General features: G+C 72.7%; 11 protein-coding genes and 1 tRNA gene. 7 read left to right on the top strand and 5 right to left on the bottom strand.

From position 1 onward, the window contains the following. The first annotated feature begins 76 nt into the window (after window positions 1-76). The 5 genes from DOO78_RS23135 (at window position 77) to DOO78_RS23155 (ending at window position 3,653) form a co-directional block, all read left to right on the top strand. Window positions 77-622: a peptidylprolyl isomerase gene (locus tag DOO78_RS23135; RefSeq protein WP_243634759.1), complete on the top strand. Its 546-nt coding sequence runs from the start codon at window positions 77-79 to the stop codon at window positions 620-622. Window positions 623-686: 64 nt separating this feature from the next. Beyond that, window positions 687-762: transfer RNA gene (locus tag DOO78_RS23140), tRNA-Lys, on the top strand. A gap of 75 nt (window positions 763-837) precedes the next feature. Further along, on the top strand, window positions 838-1,425 hold the full coding sequence (locus tag DOO78_RS23145) for a hypothetical protein (protein WP_111472258.1): 588 nt from the start codon (window positions 838-840) through the stop codon (window positions 1,423-1,425). A 369-nt stretch (window positions 1,426-1,794) separates the two neighbouring features. Then, complete coding sequence (locus tag DOO78_RS23150) at window positions 1,795-2,475, top strand: NIPSNAP family protein (protein ID WP_165839052.1); 681 nt, start codon at window positions 1,795-1,797, stop codon at window positions 2,473-2,475. A gap of 155 nt (window positions 2,476-2,630) precedes the next feature. Further along, window positions 2,631-3,653: an amino acid ABC transporter substrate-binding protein gene (locus DOO78_RS23155; protein ID WP_111472260.1), complete on the top strand. Its 1,023-nt coding sequence runs from the start codon at window positions 2,631-2,633 to the stop codon at window positions 3,651-3,653. 76 nt (window positions 3,654-3,729) lie between these two features. Here DOO78_RS23155 and DOO78_RS23160 read toward each other — a convergent pair whose 3' ends face one another. The 4 genes from DOO78_RS23160 to DOO78_RS23175 form a co-directional block, all read right to left on the bottom strand. After that, on the bottom strand, window positions 3,730-4,812 hold the full coding sequence (locus DOO78_RS23160; protein WP_111472261.1) for a class I SAM-dependent methyltransferase: 1,083 nt from the start codon (window positions 4,810-4,812) through the stop codon (window positions 3,730-3,732). Window positions 4,813-4,920: 108 nt separating this feature from the next. Next, entirely contained in the window at window positions 4,921-6,504 is a 1,584-nt protein-coding gene (locus DOO78_RS23165) for an alpha/beta fold hydrolase (protein WP_111472262.1), read from the bottom strand. A gap of 80 nt (window positions 6,505-6,584) precedes the next feature. Then, window positions 6,585-7,361 carry a lytic transglycosylase domain-containing protein gene (locus DOO78_RS28280; RefSeq protein WP_243634756.1) on the bottom strand — a complete coding sequence of 259 codons (777 nt, stop codon included), beginning with the start codon at window positions 7,359-7,361 and terminating at the stop codon, window positions 6,585-6,587. A gap of 254 nt (window positions 7,362-7,615) precedes the next feature. Beyond that, window positions 7,616-8,395 carry a response regulator transcription factor gene (locus DOO78_RS23175; RefSeq protein WP_111472263.1) on the bottom strand — a complete coding sequence of 260 codons (780 nt, stop codon included), beginning with the start codon at window positions 8,393-8,395 and terminating at the stop codon, window positions 7,616-7,618. Between the two features lie 201 nt (window positions 8,396-8,596). Here DOO78_RS23175 and msrP point away from each other — a divergent pair, with 201 nt between their 5' ends. Further along, complete coding sequence (msrP, locus tag DOO78_RS23180; protein ID WP_111472264.1) at window positions 8,597-9,532, top strand: protein-methionine-sulfoxide reductase catalytic subunit MsrP; 936 nt, start codon at window positions 8,597-8,599, stop codon at window positions 9,530-9,532. Window positions 9,533-9,567: 35 nt separating this feature from the next. Here msrP and gltX read toward each other — a convergent pair whose 3' ends face one another. Further along, window positions 9,568-10,965 (bottom strand): glutamate--tRNA ligase, encoded by a 1,398-nt coding sequence (gene gltX / locus DOO78_RS23185; RefSeq protein WP_111472265.1) that lies wholly within the window; start codon window positions 10,963-10,965, stop codon window positions 9,568-9,570. Between the two features lie 300 nt (window positions 10,966-11,265). Between gltX and DOO78_RS23190 the strand changes: the two genes are divergently transcribed. Beyond that, on the top strand, window positions 11,266-13,362 hold the full coding sequence (locus DOO78_RS23190) for a ComEC/Rec2 family competence protein (protein ID WP_243634757.1): 2,097 nt from the start codon (window positions 11,266-11,268) through the stop codon (window positions 13,360-13,362). Window positions 13,363-13,628 lie beyond the last annotated feature (266 nt).

Below are 13,628 nucleotides of genomic sequence, written 5' to 3' on the forward strand. Positions count from 1 at the left end.
AATCGGCGAGACGCCAGCCAGCGAGACGCCAGCCAGCGAGACATCGGCAAGCGAGACGCCAGCGAGCGAGGCTGCGGTGAGCGAGGAGGCGCCGGCGGCTGCAGCCGCCGAGCCCGATCCGAAGCTCGAGAACACGCTGATCCTTGAGCTGAAGGACGGCGCGGTGACGATCGAGCTGCTGCCCGAGCTGGCGCCGCAGCATGTCGAGCGCATCAAGACCCTGGCGCGCGCCGGCTTCTACGACAACACGCCCTTCCACCGGGTGATCGAGGGCTTCATGGCCCAGGGCGGCGACCCGACGGGCACCGGCACCGGCGGCGCCCGCGAGCAGGGCTATGCCGACCTGCCGGCCGAGTTCTCGCCGCCGAACCGGGCGCGCTTCGTGCGCGGCACCTGCGGCATGGCGCGGACCATGAACCCGCACAGCGCGAACAGCCAGTTCTTCATCATGTTCGCCTCGGCGCCGAGCCTCGACGGGCAGTACACCATCTGGGGCCGTGTGGTCGCCGGCATGGAGATCGTCGACAAGATCAAGCGCGGCACCGGCAACAACGGCATCGTCCAGGGGCCGGACCGGCTGGTGAAGGCCCGCGTCGCCGCCGACGCGCCGGCGGCCGCCTGATCCGCGCCGGCCGCGGTTGACATTCCGGCCGCCGCGCGCTTTTCCCGCGCGCGGCGGAGGCTGTGAGCCGGTAGCTCAGCTGGTAGAGCACGGGACTTTTAATCTCGTGGCCGTGGGTTCGAGCCCCACCCGGCTCACCACAGCCGAGAGAGCCGGGCTTGACCCGTGCGGCCCTTCCGATGACATGGCGCACCGATCCCGCAAGGAGCGCCCCCATGCGTCCCCGCCTTCTCTGCGCCCTGCTGCTCGTCGCCGCTCCCGCCCTGGCGCAGCCGGCCGGCCCACCGCCCGTGCCGATGCGCGATGTCGCGGTGCTCTATCGCGCGAGTGGCGGGACGATCCAGGAATTCCGCATGGCCTGGCTCGCGGCCGAGGGGAAGCTGCGCATGGAGACGCCGGGCGGCGCCCTGCTGCACGACACCCGCAGCAAGCGCACCACCCTCCTGATGACCGAGCGGCGGATGTTCGTGGAGGATGTGGAGGACGACCGGGCGCCCGGCATCGGCCTGGTGCCGCCCGGCAGCCGCGTCGCGCGCCTCGGGGCGGACCGGATCGCCGGCCTCGACTGCACGCTCTGGCGGATCGAGCCGCCCAGGGAGGATGCCGAGGAGGAGCCGTCCGTCACCCAGGCCTGCATCACCGCGGATGGGGTGCCGCTGCGCATCCGCCAGGCCGAGGGCTCCGATCAGGCGAGCGACGCGGTGGCGCTCAAGGTCGATTATGCCCGCCAGGACCCGGCGCAGTTCCAGGTGCCCCTGGGCTATCGTCCCTTCGATCCGAAGGCCGCCACGCCAAAGCGCTGACGCGCTCCAGGACGGCCGGCCTCGGCAGGCGCGGGAACGGGGGGAGGGGGCGAGCATCGGTCCCGGAGGCGCGCTTCGAGCCCCGGCTTCCCCAACGCCCTCAGAGGCATGCGGAGGGGAGGCCCCTTTCGGCTCCCGCCAGCATGATACCGCTCATTCCGTGTCATGAAATTTGCGATTGGGTTAACGCGGCTTGAGCCATGACCGCGCCGGTCCTCCAGGCCGGGCGATTCGGGGCGGCGCGACGCCCACCGCGGACGGCGCCGATCGTTCCGCCGCACGGTGGCGCCGGATTGACCGGCCGCGCCTGGCATGCGCCACTGCCGCCCCGCGGCCCGGTCGGGCGATACGAGGCGGGAGGAGGAACCCATGTTCATCGAGCAGCGCATCTACACCGCGCATCCCGGCAAGCTGCCGGCCTGGCTGAAATGCTACGGGGAGATCGGCGGCCCGGCCTCCTCCCGCACCCTCACGCCGCTGATGGGCATGTTCACCGTCGAGTTCGGCCAGATCAACCGCGTGCTCTTCCTGCGCGGCTTCGACGACATCGACCAGCGCGAGCGCGGCCTCGCGGCGCGCGACGCCGATCCGGAGTGGAAGCGCTTCCTCGAGGAGAGCCGCGGCATCGGCGCGCTCGTGGCGCAGGAGGCGAAGCTGCTGAAGACGGTGCCCTTCTCGCCGATCCAGACGGTGGGCCAGCCCTTCAAGCGGACAATCGAGGGCGAGCAGATGTTCGTCGACCACCGCACCTATGATTTCGAGCCGGGCCGCATCAATGCCTGGATCGAGGCCTATCGCGACATCGGCAAGCCGGTGCAGGACCGGTTGCTCGGGCAGCTGCTCTTCTTCGCCGTCACCGAATGCGGGCCGATCAACCAGGCGGTCTTCGCCTGGGCCTATTCCTCGATGGCGGACCGCGACCGCCGCCGCACGGCGATGGCGGCAGATCCGGGCTGGGCGGAGTTCCAGAAGGCGACGGGCGGGCTCGGCGCGCTGAAGGCGCAGACGACGATGATCCTGAAGCCGGTCCCCTGGTCGCCCATACGCTGACACCTGCCGGGGCGCCGCCCAGTGGCGGCGCCCGCCCTATGACGCGCCGGCCGCCGGAGGGCCGGGCCGCGCGGTCGTTCCGGCATGGCATTTTCAGGCTATCCTCCCCGGCCAGGTCTGTGCACCTGATCAGAAACGGCTCGAAGGAGATTTGCATGCGTCCCCTCCGCTGGCTCGCCGCCGGCCTCCTCGGACTCGGCCTCGCTGCCGGGCCGGCCCTCGCCGGCCAGACCTTCGACACCATCCGGTCCCGCGGCACGCTGAACTGCGGCGTGAATGTCGGCGTCGCCGGCTTCTCGCTGCCGGACAGCCAGGGCGTCTGGCGCGGCATGGATGCCGATCTCTGCCGTGGGCTGGCGGCGGCGATGCTGGGCGACCCGGCCAAGGTGCGCTTCGTGCCGCTGACCGCGGTGCAGCGCTTCACCGCGCTGCAATCCGGCGAGATCGACGTGCTGATCCGCCAGACCACCCTGTCCATGACGCGCGACACCTCGATCGGCCTGCGGCTCGTCATCGCCAACCTCTATGATGGCCACGGCTTCATGATGCGGCGCGACGCCAATATCCGGGAGCCGAAGGAGATGGATGGCATGACCATCTGTCTCTCCCCCGGCACCACCAACGAGCTGGTGACGACCGACTGGTTCCGCAGCAACAAGCTCCGCTTCACCCCGGTGCTGCAGGAGCGGATGCAGGACAACGCCCAGGCGCTGCAGGCCGGGCGCTGCGACGCGATCGGCACCGATGCGACGCAGCTCGCCGCGCTGCGCAGCCAGTTCACCACCCCGAACGACTACGTGATCCTGCCGCAGCGCTTCTCGAAGGAGCCCTATGGGCCGGTGGTGCGGCGCGACGACCAGGAATGGTTCGACGTGGTGCGCTGGACGGTCTCCGCGCTGATCAATGCCGAGGAGCTCGGCGTGACCAGCCAGAATGCCGAGGAGATGCGCCGCAGCAGCGCCAACCCCGAGATCCGCCGCCTGCTGGGGGCCGACCCGGTGCTCGGCAACACGCTGAAGCTCGACCCGGCCTGGGCCTACAACGCCATCCGGGCGATCGGCAATTACGGCGAGCTGTTCGAGCGGACCCTCGGGCCGAAGACGCCGATCGGGCTGGATCGGGGGCTGAACCGGCTCTGGACCGATGGCGGGCTGATGTATTCCTGGCCGATGCGATGAGCGGCAGGCGGGCGCCGGGAAGCGGTACCGGCGCCGTGCCTCGCGCAGCAGCCTCGTGCGTTGGGTGGCGCCCTGGTCAGGGGCGCGCCTCGATCACCATGTTGAAGGGCGTCTCGGCGGCGAGCCGCACATGGCCGAACCCCGCCTCGCCGAGCACCGCCCGCAGCCGGGCCGGGCCGGCCTGGGCGCCGAGCGCGGCGCCCACCTCCTGCGCCATGGAGGCCGGGGTGCAGATCAGCGCCGAGGCGGCATAGTAGACGCGCCCGACCGGGTTGAGGTTGTCCTCCACCCGGTCGCCCGCCCTCGGTTCCACCACCATCAGCATGCCATCCGGCCGCAGCAGGCCGCGGAGATGGGCCGCCGCGCCGACCGGGTCGCCCATGTCGTGCAGGCAGTCGAACAGGCAGACCAGGTCGTAGAGGCCCTGGCCCGGCACCTCCTTCGCCCTGGCCACCGTGAAATGGGCCCGATCCGCGAGCCCTGCGCGCGCCGCAGCCTCGGTGGCCGCCGCGACCGAGGCCGCGTGGTAGTCGAACCCCTCGAAGCGGGATTGCGGGAAGGCCCGCGCCATGATCAGCGTCGAGGCGCCATGGCCGCAGCCGATATCGGCGATCCGCGCCCCGCGCTCCAGCCTGGGGAGGATGCCATCGAGCGCGGGCAGCCATTGTTGCGCCAGCAGATGGCGGTAGCTGGTGGCGAAGAAGCGCTCGGTGCCGCAGAACAGGCAGCCATCGCGCTCGTGCCAGCCGAGGCCGCGGCCATGCCGGTAGCTCTCGGTGATGCGCGGCTCGTCGCGCCAGGCGCTGGCCGCGATCTCGAAGAAGCCGCCGAGATAGACCGGGCTGGCATCGTCGGCGAGCACCGCGGCCTGCTCGGGCGGCAGGCTGTAGCGGCCGTCGCGGGGGTCGTAGTCGAGATAGCCGGCGGCGGCCTGGGCGGCGAGCCATTCCCGCGCCGCCCGCTCGGCGGTGCCGGTGCGGCGGGCGAGGCCGGCGGAGTCGATCGGCCCGCTTTCGGCGAGGCAGCGCCAGTAGCCGAGGCGGTCGCCGAGCAGGACCGCCGGACCGTTCATCATGGCGCCGAGATCACCGAGGAAGCGACCGAGGAAGAGATCGAGCTTCTCCTGATCGAGGCTGGGGGCGACCTGCGGGCTGGCCATCGACGGCGCTCCTGGCGGAAGGGGAGCGGAGGCTGACGTGGTGGCCGATCCCGCCGCATCGCCCGGCCGGGCCCCCTCGGGGCTGGCCCGATCGGGCCATGGCCGCTCTCAAGGGAGGCCGGCGCGGGCCGCCAGGGCCGCCGCGGCGGCCCGGCTCGGCAGGTTCAGCTTCACCAGGATGTTGGCCATGTGGCGCTTCACCGTGTGCTCCGAAAGGGTGAGCGCCGCGGCGATGGCGGGGTTGGACAGGCCGCGCGCCACGAGTTGCAGGACCTGCCGCTCCCGCGCCGAGAGGCTCCGCGGCAGGCAGGCCGCGCCGGTCCCTGCCATGGGCGCCGGTGGCCGATCGTCGCCGGCCAGCGTGAGGAGGCCGAGCCGTCCCCGATCCGCCTCGGCAGGCAGGGCAAGCCTCGGATCGCGCTCGCGGAAGCGCAGGCCGGCGCCGACGACGAGATCGCGCAGCGTCGTGCTCGCCAGGATTTCGCCGGGCCGCGCCAGGCCGGCGATCCGCTGCGCCAGATGCAGGGCCAGGCAGGCCGGGTCCGCCGCCGGATCAGCGGGCACCTCGCCGGCATGCAGGCCGCAGCGGAGCGTCGCGCCGCCGAGCAGGCCGGGCGCTGCCTCGCGCAGCGCGGCGGCGCAGCGGAGGGCGCGGGCGGGCCCATCGAAGGCGGCGAGGAGGCTGCCATCGGGCGGGGGACCGCCGATCGCCTGGCCCCGGAAGCGCGCCAGCACCGTCGTGACGGTGCCGCGCCAGGTTGCGAGCCGGTCCCGCCAGGCGGCGTCGCCCATGGCCCCGGCGGCGCGGTCCGCGCCATCGAGGCTGGCGGCGAGCAGCGTCGCCAGGACGCGATCCGGCCAGGCCGGCGCCTTCGCCCGCGCGCCGGTGAGGAAGGACTCGATCTCGTCGAGGACGGCATCGACATCGCCCGACCAGAGGACGTGGTCACCGCCCGGCAGCTCGACATAGCGGGCGCCGCGGATCGCGGCGGCAAGCGCGCGGCCGGCCTCCACCTTGACCCGCGGATCGTCGCGGCGATGCAGGACGAGCACCGGTATCCGGATCGCCGGAAGAATGTCGCGGACATCGATCAGCGCATTCATGCGGGCGAGGGCGATCGCGGCGCGCGGGCTCGCCCCGAGCCGCTCGAACCGTCCCCACCAAGCGCTGAAGGCGGGATCGCCGAGGCGCCCCGGCGCGAAGGCCCCGAGGCTCGCGCCGGTGCCCCAGCGCGCCTCGATGCCGGCGACGAAGCCCTCGAACTGCTCAGGCGGCAGGACGGCCGAATGGAAATGCGCATAGCCGCCATAGAGGATCAGGGCGCTCACCCGCTCGGGATGGGCGGCGGCGAAGAGCATGGCCAGCGGCACGCCCTCGGACGCGCCGAGCAGCACCGCGCGTGCGACGCCGGCCGCGTCCATCACCGCGCGCACGTCGTCCATGCGCGTCTCGAGGATCGGAAGGGCTTCCACGGGATCCGAGAGGCCGGTGCCCCGCTTGTCGAACTGGACCACGCGGGCGAAGCCGCCGAGGCGCGTCAGCAGATGCGCCAGGCCGGGCTCCTCCCAGTGGAGTTCGAGGTTAGAGATGAAGCCGTGCACCAGGACCAGGTCGCGCCTGCCGGCGCCGTGGACCTGATAGGCCACATGCACCGTCCCGCTGCGTGCGTAGCGCGTCTCCGGCCCGGCCATGGCGCCAGACGCCCCTGCCGTGACCGGGAATGATGGGGTGCCGACCTCGCTGCCGCAAGCATTTGCCGCCTGAGGCCGCGTCAGGAGCCCTGGCGCGGCGGCAGCATGAGCCGCCCGGCCAGCGGGATCGGCATGGCGCGATAGGCGTCGAGGCCACGCCCGGCGCCGGCGGTGACGGGTAGCGGCACGATCCGTGCCGGGCCGTTGCCCAGCATGGCGCCGCCGGCGGGCAGGGGCGGTCGCGGCAGGCCCGGCATCGCGCCCGGCATGGCGGGCGGGGCGGCAAGCGCGGCGAAGGCGGCGGGCGATGGCGGCGCCCCCGGCTGCTGCTCCGCCAGCATGGCGGCCGCGACCCGGGCGCGGTAGGGCTCGGCATGGGCCGGCGTCTGCGAATGGTAATGCGAGGCGGTCAGCATCCAGTCGTTGCGGGTGGCCTGCATCTCGGCCAGGAATCGGGCGGCGTAGCGGGCGTTGGCCAGGGGGTCGAAGGCCTCCTCGAGGCTGGCGAAGGCCTCCGGATGGTGGCGCAGGTTGATCTGCATGCAGCCGACATCGATGGAGCGCACGCCCTGGGCCTGCAGCGCCCGCACGGCGGCAATTGCTGCCGCCTTGTCGGGGAAGAAGCTGCCGCGCCCCTCGGCATTGATCGCCCAGGGCCAGGGGGAGAAGGCGCCGGTCTGCGGATCGCGGCGCCCGCTCTCGACCCGGCCGATGGCAGCCAGCAGCCGCGGCGGCAGGCTCCGCTCCTGCTCCGCCCGGGCGATGGCGGCGCGGCAGAGCTGGCCGGGATCCGGCGCCTGGGCCCACGCGGCGGCGACCGGTAGCAGGAGAGACAGGCAGAGAAGGAAGGTGCGCATCCGGACCGGCTCCCGCCGCCCGCGGGATGCGGGCCTGGCGCGGTGCAGCGCAACCGGCGTGCCAGGATGGGCGGCCAGGGCGCTTCCCGTGAACGCCGGTTCACGGGAAGCGCCCCAGGCTCCTGTTTTCAGAACATCTTCGCCCGATCAGGTGAGGCCACCTGATCGGGATCTGCTCCAGGCGGCCACGCCGCCGGTCTCCTACGCACGGCCGTCGATGGGTCGCCGGCAACCGCCGTTCGTATCAGTGAAGATCAGGCCGTGGCGGCGAGAAATCGAGGCGCACGGCGGACCCAGCCGCGCGGCGCGGGTTCCGCCTCGGTCTGCCGGGTCTTCCGCGCCGCTTCGATCGCCGCCGGGGTCGGCTCGAACACCACGTAGCCGCGGCCCCAGACGGTGCGGATGATCTCGGCGGCGCCGGCGGCGGTGAGCTTGCGCCGCAGCTTGCAGACGAAGACGTCGACGATCTTCGAATCCGGTGCCTCGCTGTCGGCGTAGAGGCGCGTCATGAAGCGCTCCTTCGTCAGCAGCACGCCCTTGTGCAGCATCAGCGTCTCGAGGAAGTCGAACTCGCGGGCCGTCAGGTTCACCCGGATGCCGTCCACCATGACCGCATGCTGCTCCTGGTCCAGCGTGACATTGCCGCAGACCAGCTCGGCGCAGGTATAGCCGCGGGCGCGGCGGGCCAGCGCTTGCATCCGCGCATGCAGGACGGAGAGGCGGAAGGGGTGGAAGATCACGTCGTCGGCGCCGGCATGCAGCACCGCTTCCTCTTCCTCGGCGTCGGCGGAGGTGGCGCTGTAGACCATGATCGGCAGGGTCATGCCGCGGCGGCGCAGATCGCGGATCACCGGCAGGGCGTTGCGCAGCGCCTGCCCGACCCGCAGCAGGACGAGGTCGTAGGGACCGCTCAGGGCGACGATGGAGGGCAGCTCGGCCATGCTCTCCGCCGGATCGCAGAGCACGCCGAGCGCAGCGAGGGCGGCTTCGAGCTCGGCGGTGGGAGCAGCGTCGGAAGCGACTGCAATGCGCATGCGATCTCCAATTGTCACAAGCAGGTGTGTTAGATCACATGATAGTGCGCCGCGTTTAGGATACAATCATAAAGTGCACAGAAGCCGGGGATGATTGCCACAGGTAACCCGCCGGCCCCTCTCGGCGAAGCAGCCTGGACGCCCGCCCCCATGCCGGACCCGCCCCGATCCGGCCCCGGTCGGGCGCCACGGAGGCCTGCGATGCTGATTCGAATCCCGCGCGGCTGGGAGCTGCCCGAGCGCGCCGCCACGCCCGAACCGCTCGTGTTCGGCCGTCGGGCGGCGCTGCAGGCCGCGGCAGGCCTCGCCGTTGCCGGCCTGGCCGGGCCGGCGGCGGCGCAGGAGATCGGCGGCGCCGCGCGCAATCCCCGCTATCTTCCGGGACGTGACATCACGGCCGAGAAGGACGCGACGACCTACAACAACTACTACGAGTTCGGCACCGACAAGGGCGTCTACCGCTCGGCCCAGAAGCTGCCGCTGCGCCCCTGGGTGGTGAAGATCGACGGCCTCGTCAGCCAGCCGCGCGACTACGGCCTCGACGACCTGCTGCGCGCCATGCCGATCGAGGAGCGAGTCTACCGACTCCGCTGCGTCGAGGCCTGGTCGATGGTGGTGCCCTGGACCGGCTTCCCGCTGGCGGCGCTGCTCAAGGCGGCGGGACCGAAGCCTGAGGCGCGCTATGTCCGCTTCGAGAGCGCGGCGCTGCCGGCCGTCATGCCCGGGCTGCGCCAGTCCTGGTATCCCTGGCCCTATGTCGAGGGCTGCACCCTGGAGGAGGCGGCGAACGACCTCTCCTTCCTCGTCGTCGGTGCCTATGGCAAGCCGCTGCCGCCGCAGAATGGCGGCCCGCTCCGCATCCACCAGCCCTGGAAATACGGCTTCAAGGGCGGCAAGTCGCTGGTGCGGATCAGCCTGGTCGCCGAGCGGCCGACATCCTTCTGGGAGGCGATCCAGCCCTCCGAATACGGCTTCTGGGCCAATGTGAACCCCGAGGTGCCGCATCCGCGCTGGAGCCAGGCGAGCGAGCGGGTGCTCGGCACCGGCGAGCGGATCCCGACCCAGCTCTTCAACGGCTATGGCGAGTTCGTCGCTGGCCTCTATGCCGGGTTGCAGAAGGAACGCCTCTGGACCTGAGCCCGCCCTCCCCGGCCGGGGAGGGCGCGCGCCGCTCAGCCCTCGGCCGCGGCCAGGATGCGGTCCATCGCCTCGGTGCGGCCGAGCGCCCAGAGCACGGCGTCGATCGGCGGGCTCTGCGTGCTGCCGGTGAGCGCCACCCGCAGCGGCTGCGCCACCTGGCCGAGCTTCAGCCCCTTCACCTCGGCATAGTCGCGCAGCCAGCTCTCGAGATCGGCCCGCTCCCACGGGGCATCGGTCAGGAACTGCGCGAGATCGGCGAGGCGGGCCTTGGCCTCCGGCGTCAGCAGCGCCGCCGCCTTCGCCTCCAGCGGCGGCGGGCCCTCGATCACCGCGAAGGCGGCCGAGGCGGCCAGCTCCTCCAGCGTCTTCGCCCGCTCCTTCAACACCGGCATCAGCGCCCGCACCCGGTCGGCGCCCAGGGTCCCGAAGGAGACCACGTGCCGGCCCAGCCGCTCCAGGACGTCGCGGGTCAGGCGGTCGTCGTCGCTGCCCCGGAGATAGACGCCGTTCAGGTGCAGCAGCTTGGCGTAATCCATGCGCGAGGCGGCCCGGCCGACGCCATCGAGGTCGAACAGGGCGATGGCGCGCTCGCGCGGGATCACCTCCTCGTCGCCATGCCCCCAGCCGAGCCGCATCAGGTAATTGCAGACCGCCTCGGGCAGGAAGCCCTGCTCGCGGAACTCGAGCGCCCCGACCGCGCCGTGCCGCTTCGACAGCTTCGCCCCGTCCGCGCCATGGATCAGCGGAATATGGGCGAAGCGCGGGCGGCTCCAGCCCATGGCGTCGTAGACCATGCATTGCCGGAAGGTGTTGGTCAGGTGGTCGTCGCCGCGGATGACATGGGTGATCGCCATGTCGTGGTCGTCGACCACCACCGCGTGCAGGTAGGTCGGCGTGCCGTCCGAACGCAGGATGATCATGTCGTCCAGCTCGCCATTGGCGACGCGGACCGTGCCCTGCACCAGGTCCTCGACCACGGTCTCGCCCTCGCGCGGCGCCTTGATGCGGATGGCGGGCGCGACCGAGGGGGCGTCCTTCGGATCGAGCCCCTGCCAGCGGCTGCCGTCGTATTTGAAGGGGCGCTTCGCCGCCTCGGCCGCCTCCCGCTGCGCCGCCAGCTCTTCCGGCGTGTCGTAGGCGAGATAGGCGCTGCCGCGCGCGAGCAGCGCGCGGGCCACCTCGGCATGCCGCGTCTCGCGCGAGGCCTGGAAGACCGGCGGCTCGTCGGGCGAGAGGCCGAGCCAGGCGAGGCTGTCGAGGATCTGCTGCACCGCCTCGGGCGTGCTGCGCTGCCGGTCGGTGTCCTCGATGCGCAGCAGGTAGGTGCCGCCATGGTGGCGCGCGAAGAGATAGTTGAAGAGCGCGGTGCGCGCCCCGCCGATATGCAGAAAGCCGGTGGGCGAGGGGGCGAAGCGAGTGCGGACGGACATGGCGTGATTCCCAGGCTGCCTGGCGTCGGCGTGCCAGGTTGGGGGGTGGATCACGGCCCGGCCTCCGGTTCAAGGCCGAAGGCCGCGATGCCGCCCGCGACCCGGCGCGGGTCTTGGCTGCGCGGCGCCCGGCGAGTCGGGCGGAGCTGCCACGCTTCGTCAATGGAAGGATGGACTTGATTTTCGGAAATCCCTTTTAAGTTGAAATTCCCGAGTCGCCGGCGCTAAGCGACCGGGGTGTCCCTGTCCCTGACCCGATCCGGTGCCGCGCCCGGTGGCCCCCCGGCCATGGTCGTGGCCTTGCTCGGGCGGCTCCTCGCCGCCGAACGGGGACGGCTGCCGCCCTGGCTCGCCGTGGCGATGGGTGGCGGGGTGCTGCTCTATTTCAGCCTGCCGGCGGAGCCGCCGCTGGCCCTCGCCGGTCTCGCCCCGCCGTTGCTCGCCCTCGCCGTCTGGACCGCGGCGCGCGGGCCGGTGCTCGGCTGGCTGCTCGGCCTGCCGGCGGCGGCGGCGCTCGGCTTCGCCGCCGCCGCCTGGAGCGCCGCCGGGCAGCCGCCGATGCCCGACCTGCCGCACGGGGCGGTCGAGGTCGTGGGGCGCATCGCCGCCGTGGAACTGCTGCCGGAGGGACGGCGGCTGACGCTGGAGGCGGCGCGCCTCGGCGGCGAGGCGCCGCTGCACCGCCAGCTCCGTCTCCGTCTGCGGGCCGAGGACCCGGCACGCCCGGTCCCGGGCGACGGCATCCGGGTGCGCGCCCTGTTGCGGCCGCCAGCGCCGCCCGCCTATCCCGGCGCCTGGGATTTCCAGCGCGCCGCCTGGTTCTCCGGCCTCGCCGGCAGCGGCTTCGCCATCGGCCCGGCCGAGATCGAGCCGGCTGCGAGCGGCACGCCGGGGCTCGCCGGGCTGCGGTCCGGGATGGAGGCCCGCGTCACCGCGGCCTTGCCGGGCGCCGCCGGCGCGGTCGCCGCCGCGCTGCTGACGGGGGGGCAGAGCGCCATCCCAGCCGCGGACCTGGCGGCGATGCGCGACAGCGGGCTGGCGCATCTGCTGAGCGTCTCGGGCCTGCACATCGCGATCGTGATGGGGCTTGCCTTCGGCGTGCTGCGGTTCCTCCTCGCCCTCATCCCCGCCCTGGCGCTGCGTCTGCCGGGCAAGGCGATGGCGGCGGTCGGCGCGCTGGCGGTGGGTGGCCTCTACCTGCTGCTGACCGGAGCGGCGGTGCCGATGCAGCGCAGCTTCGCCATGGCGGCGCTGGCGACGCTGGCGATCCTCACCGGCCGCCGGGCCCTTAGCCTGCGCGCCTGGGCCCTGGCCGCCGCCGCGGTGCTGCTGGCGCAGCCGGCGGCGCTGCTCGGGGCGAGCTTCCAGATGAGCTTCGCCGCGGTGCTGGCCCTGATCGCCGGCTGGGAATGGCTGCGGCCCCGGCTGCCGAAGCCGGGCGCCGGCCGCGCCGCCTGGGGGCGGCGGCTGGCCCTGGCTGGCTTCGGGGTCGTCGCCACCTCGCTGCTGGCCGGGGCGGCGACCACGCCCTTCGGCCTGCACCATTTCGGGCGGCTGCAGCTCTATGGCGTCGTCGCCAATGCGGTCGCGGTGCCCCTGACCTCGGTTCTGGTGATGCCGGCCGGCATGGTGGCCGCGGCGCTCATGCCCTTCGGCCTCGATGGCCCGGCGCTGCGGGTGATGGGCTGGGGGGTGGAGGCGATCCTCGCCGTCGCCCATGCCGTCGCCGCCTGGCCGGGGGCCGCCCTGCCGGCGGTGCCGATCCCGGCCTGGGGGCTCGGCGCCTGCGCCTTCGGCCTGCTCTGGCTCTGCCTCTGGCAGGCCTCCTGGCGGCTGCTCGGCCTGCCGCTGCTGATCCTCGGCTTGGCCAGCGCGGCCTGGCAGCGGCCGCCGGATATCCTGGTCTCGGCCGATGCCCGGCTGATCGCCTTCCGCATGCCGGAGGGGCTGGCCCTGCAGCGCCTCTCCGGCGCCTCGGCGCTGACGCGCGAGAGCTGGCTCCGGCTGTTCGGCTTGGCGGCCGCGCTGCCGCTGCCGAAGCAGGGCGCGCTGGGCGAGGGGATGCTGGAATGCCAGCCGGAGCATTGTCGCTACCGGGGCCTCTACCGGGGGGCCGGCCCCGCGCCGGCCGCCATCCTGCTGCGCGGCGGTGCCGCAGCGGAGGCCTGCGCCGGCGCCGCGCTGGTGGTCTCGGCCGAGCCGGTGCGCGGCCGCTGCGCGGCGCAGCGGATCGATCGCTTCGCGGTGTGGCGGAACGGCGCCCATGCGATCTGGCTGGGCCTGGACGGGGTGAGGGTGGTGAGCGACCGGGCCGCCCGGGGCGACCGGCCCTGGGTGCCGCCGCCGCCGGTGCCGCGCGGCGTCCCGTCCCAGGATCCGCCGGCGCCGGCGGATTAGAGCCTGATCGCTCGAGGTGGGCTCATCGAAAAGCGTGACTCACGCGATCAGACAACGGCCTGGAGCAGATCCTGTCCGGATGAACTCATCCGGACAGGTGAAGATGCTCCTAAAAATAAATACCTAGAGCATTGCAGGCGAACGGAAGTTCGCAGGAAATGCTCTAGCAGGCTGCTGAAAAACTGTCGCGTTGGCGGCTCTGGCGTGATTCCTTCTGGTCAGGCGGGAGGCGGGCGATGCGCGGCACGGACGATCGGACGGAGAGC

This window comes from Roseicella frigidaeris, from assembly GCF_003258945.1.
GTDB lineage: Bacteria > Pseudomonadota > Alphaproteobacteria > Acetobacterales > Acetobacteraceae > Paracraurococcus > Paracraurococcus frigidaeris.

Coding starts and splice junctions, on each gene's coding strand:
- gltX (WP_111472265.1), bottom strand. CDS start 10,965: ATGTCCGTCCGCACTCGCTTCGCCCCCTCGCCCACCGGCTTTCTGCAT.
- DOO78_RS23160 (WP_111472261.1), bottom strand. CDS start 4,812: ATGGCCAGCCCGCAGGTCGCCCCCAGCCTCGATCAGGAGAAGCTCGAT.
- DOO78_RS23165 (WP_111472262.1), bottom strand. CDS start 6,504: ATGGCCGGGCCGGAGACGCGCTACGCACGCAGCGGGACGGTGCATGTG.
- DOO78_RS23145 (WP_111472258.1), top strand. CDS start 838: ATGCGTCCCCGCCTTCTCTGCGCCCTGCTGCTCGTCGCCGCTCCCGCC.
- DOO78_RS23175 (WP_111472263.1), bottom strand. CDS start 8,395: ATGCGCATTGCAGTCGCTTCCGACGCTGCTCCCACCGCCGAGCTCGAA.
- DOO78_RS28280 (WP_243634756.1), bottom strand. CDS start 7,361: ATGCGCACCTTCCTTCTCTGCCTGTCTCTCCTGCTACCGGTCGCCGCC.
- DOO78_RS23150 (WP_165839052.1), top strand. CDS start 1,795: ATGTTCATCGAGCAGCGCATCTACACCGCGCATCCCGGCAAGCTGCCG.
- msrP (WP_111472264.1), top strand. CDS start 8,597: ATGCTGATTCGAATCCCGCGCGGCTGGGAGCTGCCCGAGCGCGCCGCC.
- DOO78_RS23155 (WP_111472260.1), top strand. CDS start 2,631: ATGCGTCCCCTCCGCTGGCTCGCCGCCGGCCTCCTCGGACTCGGCCTC.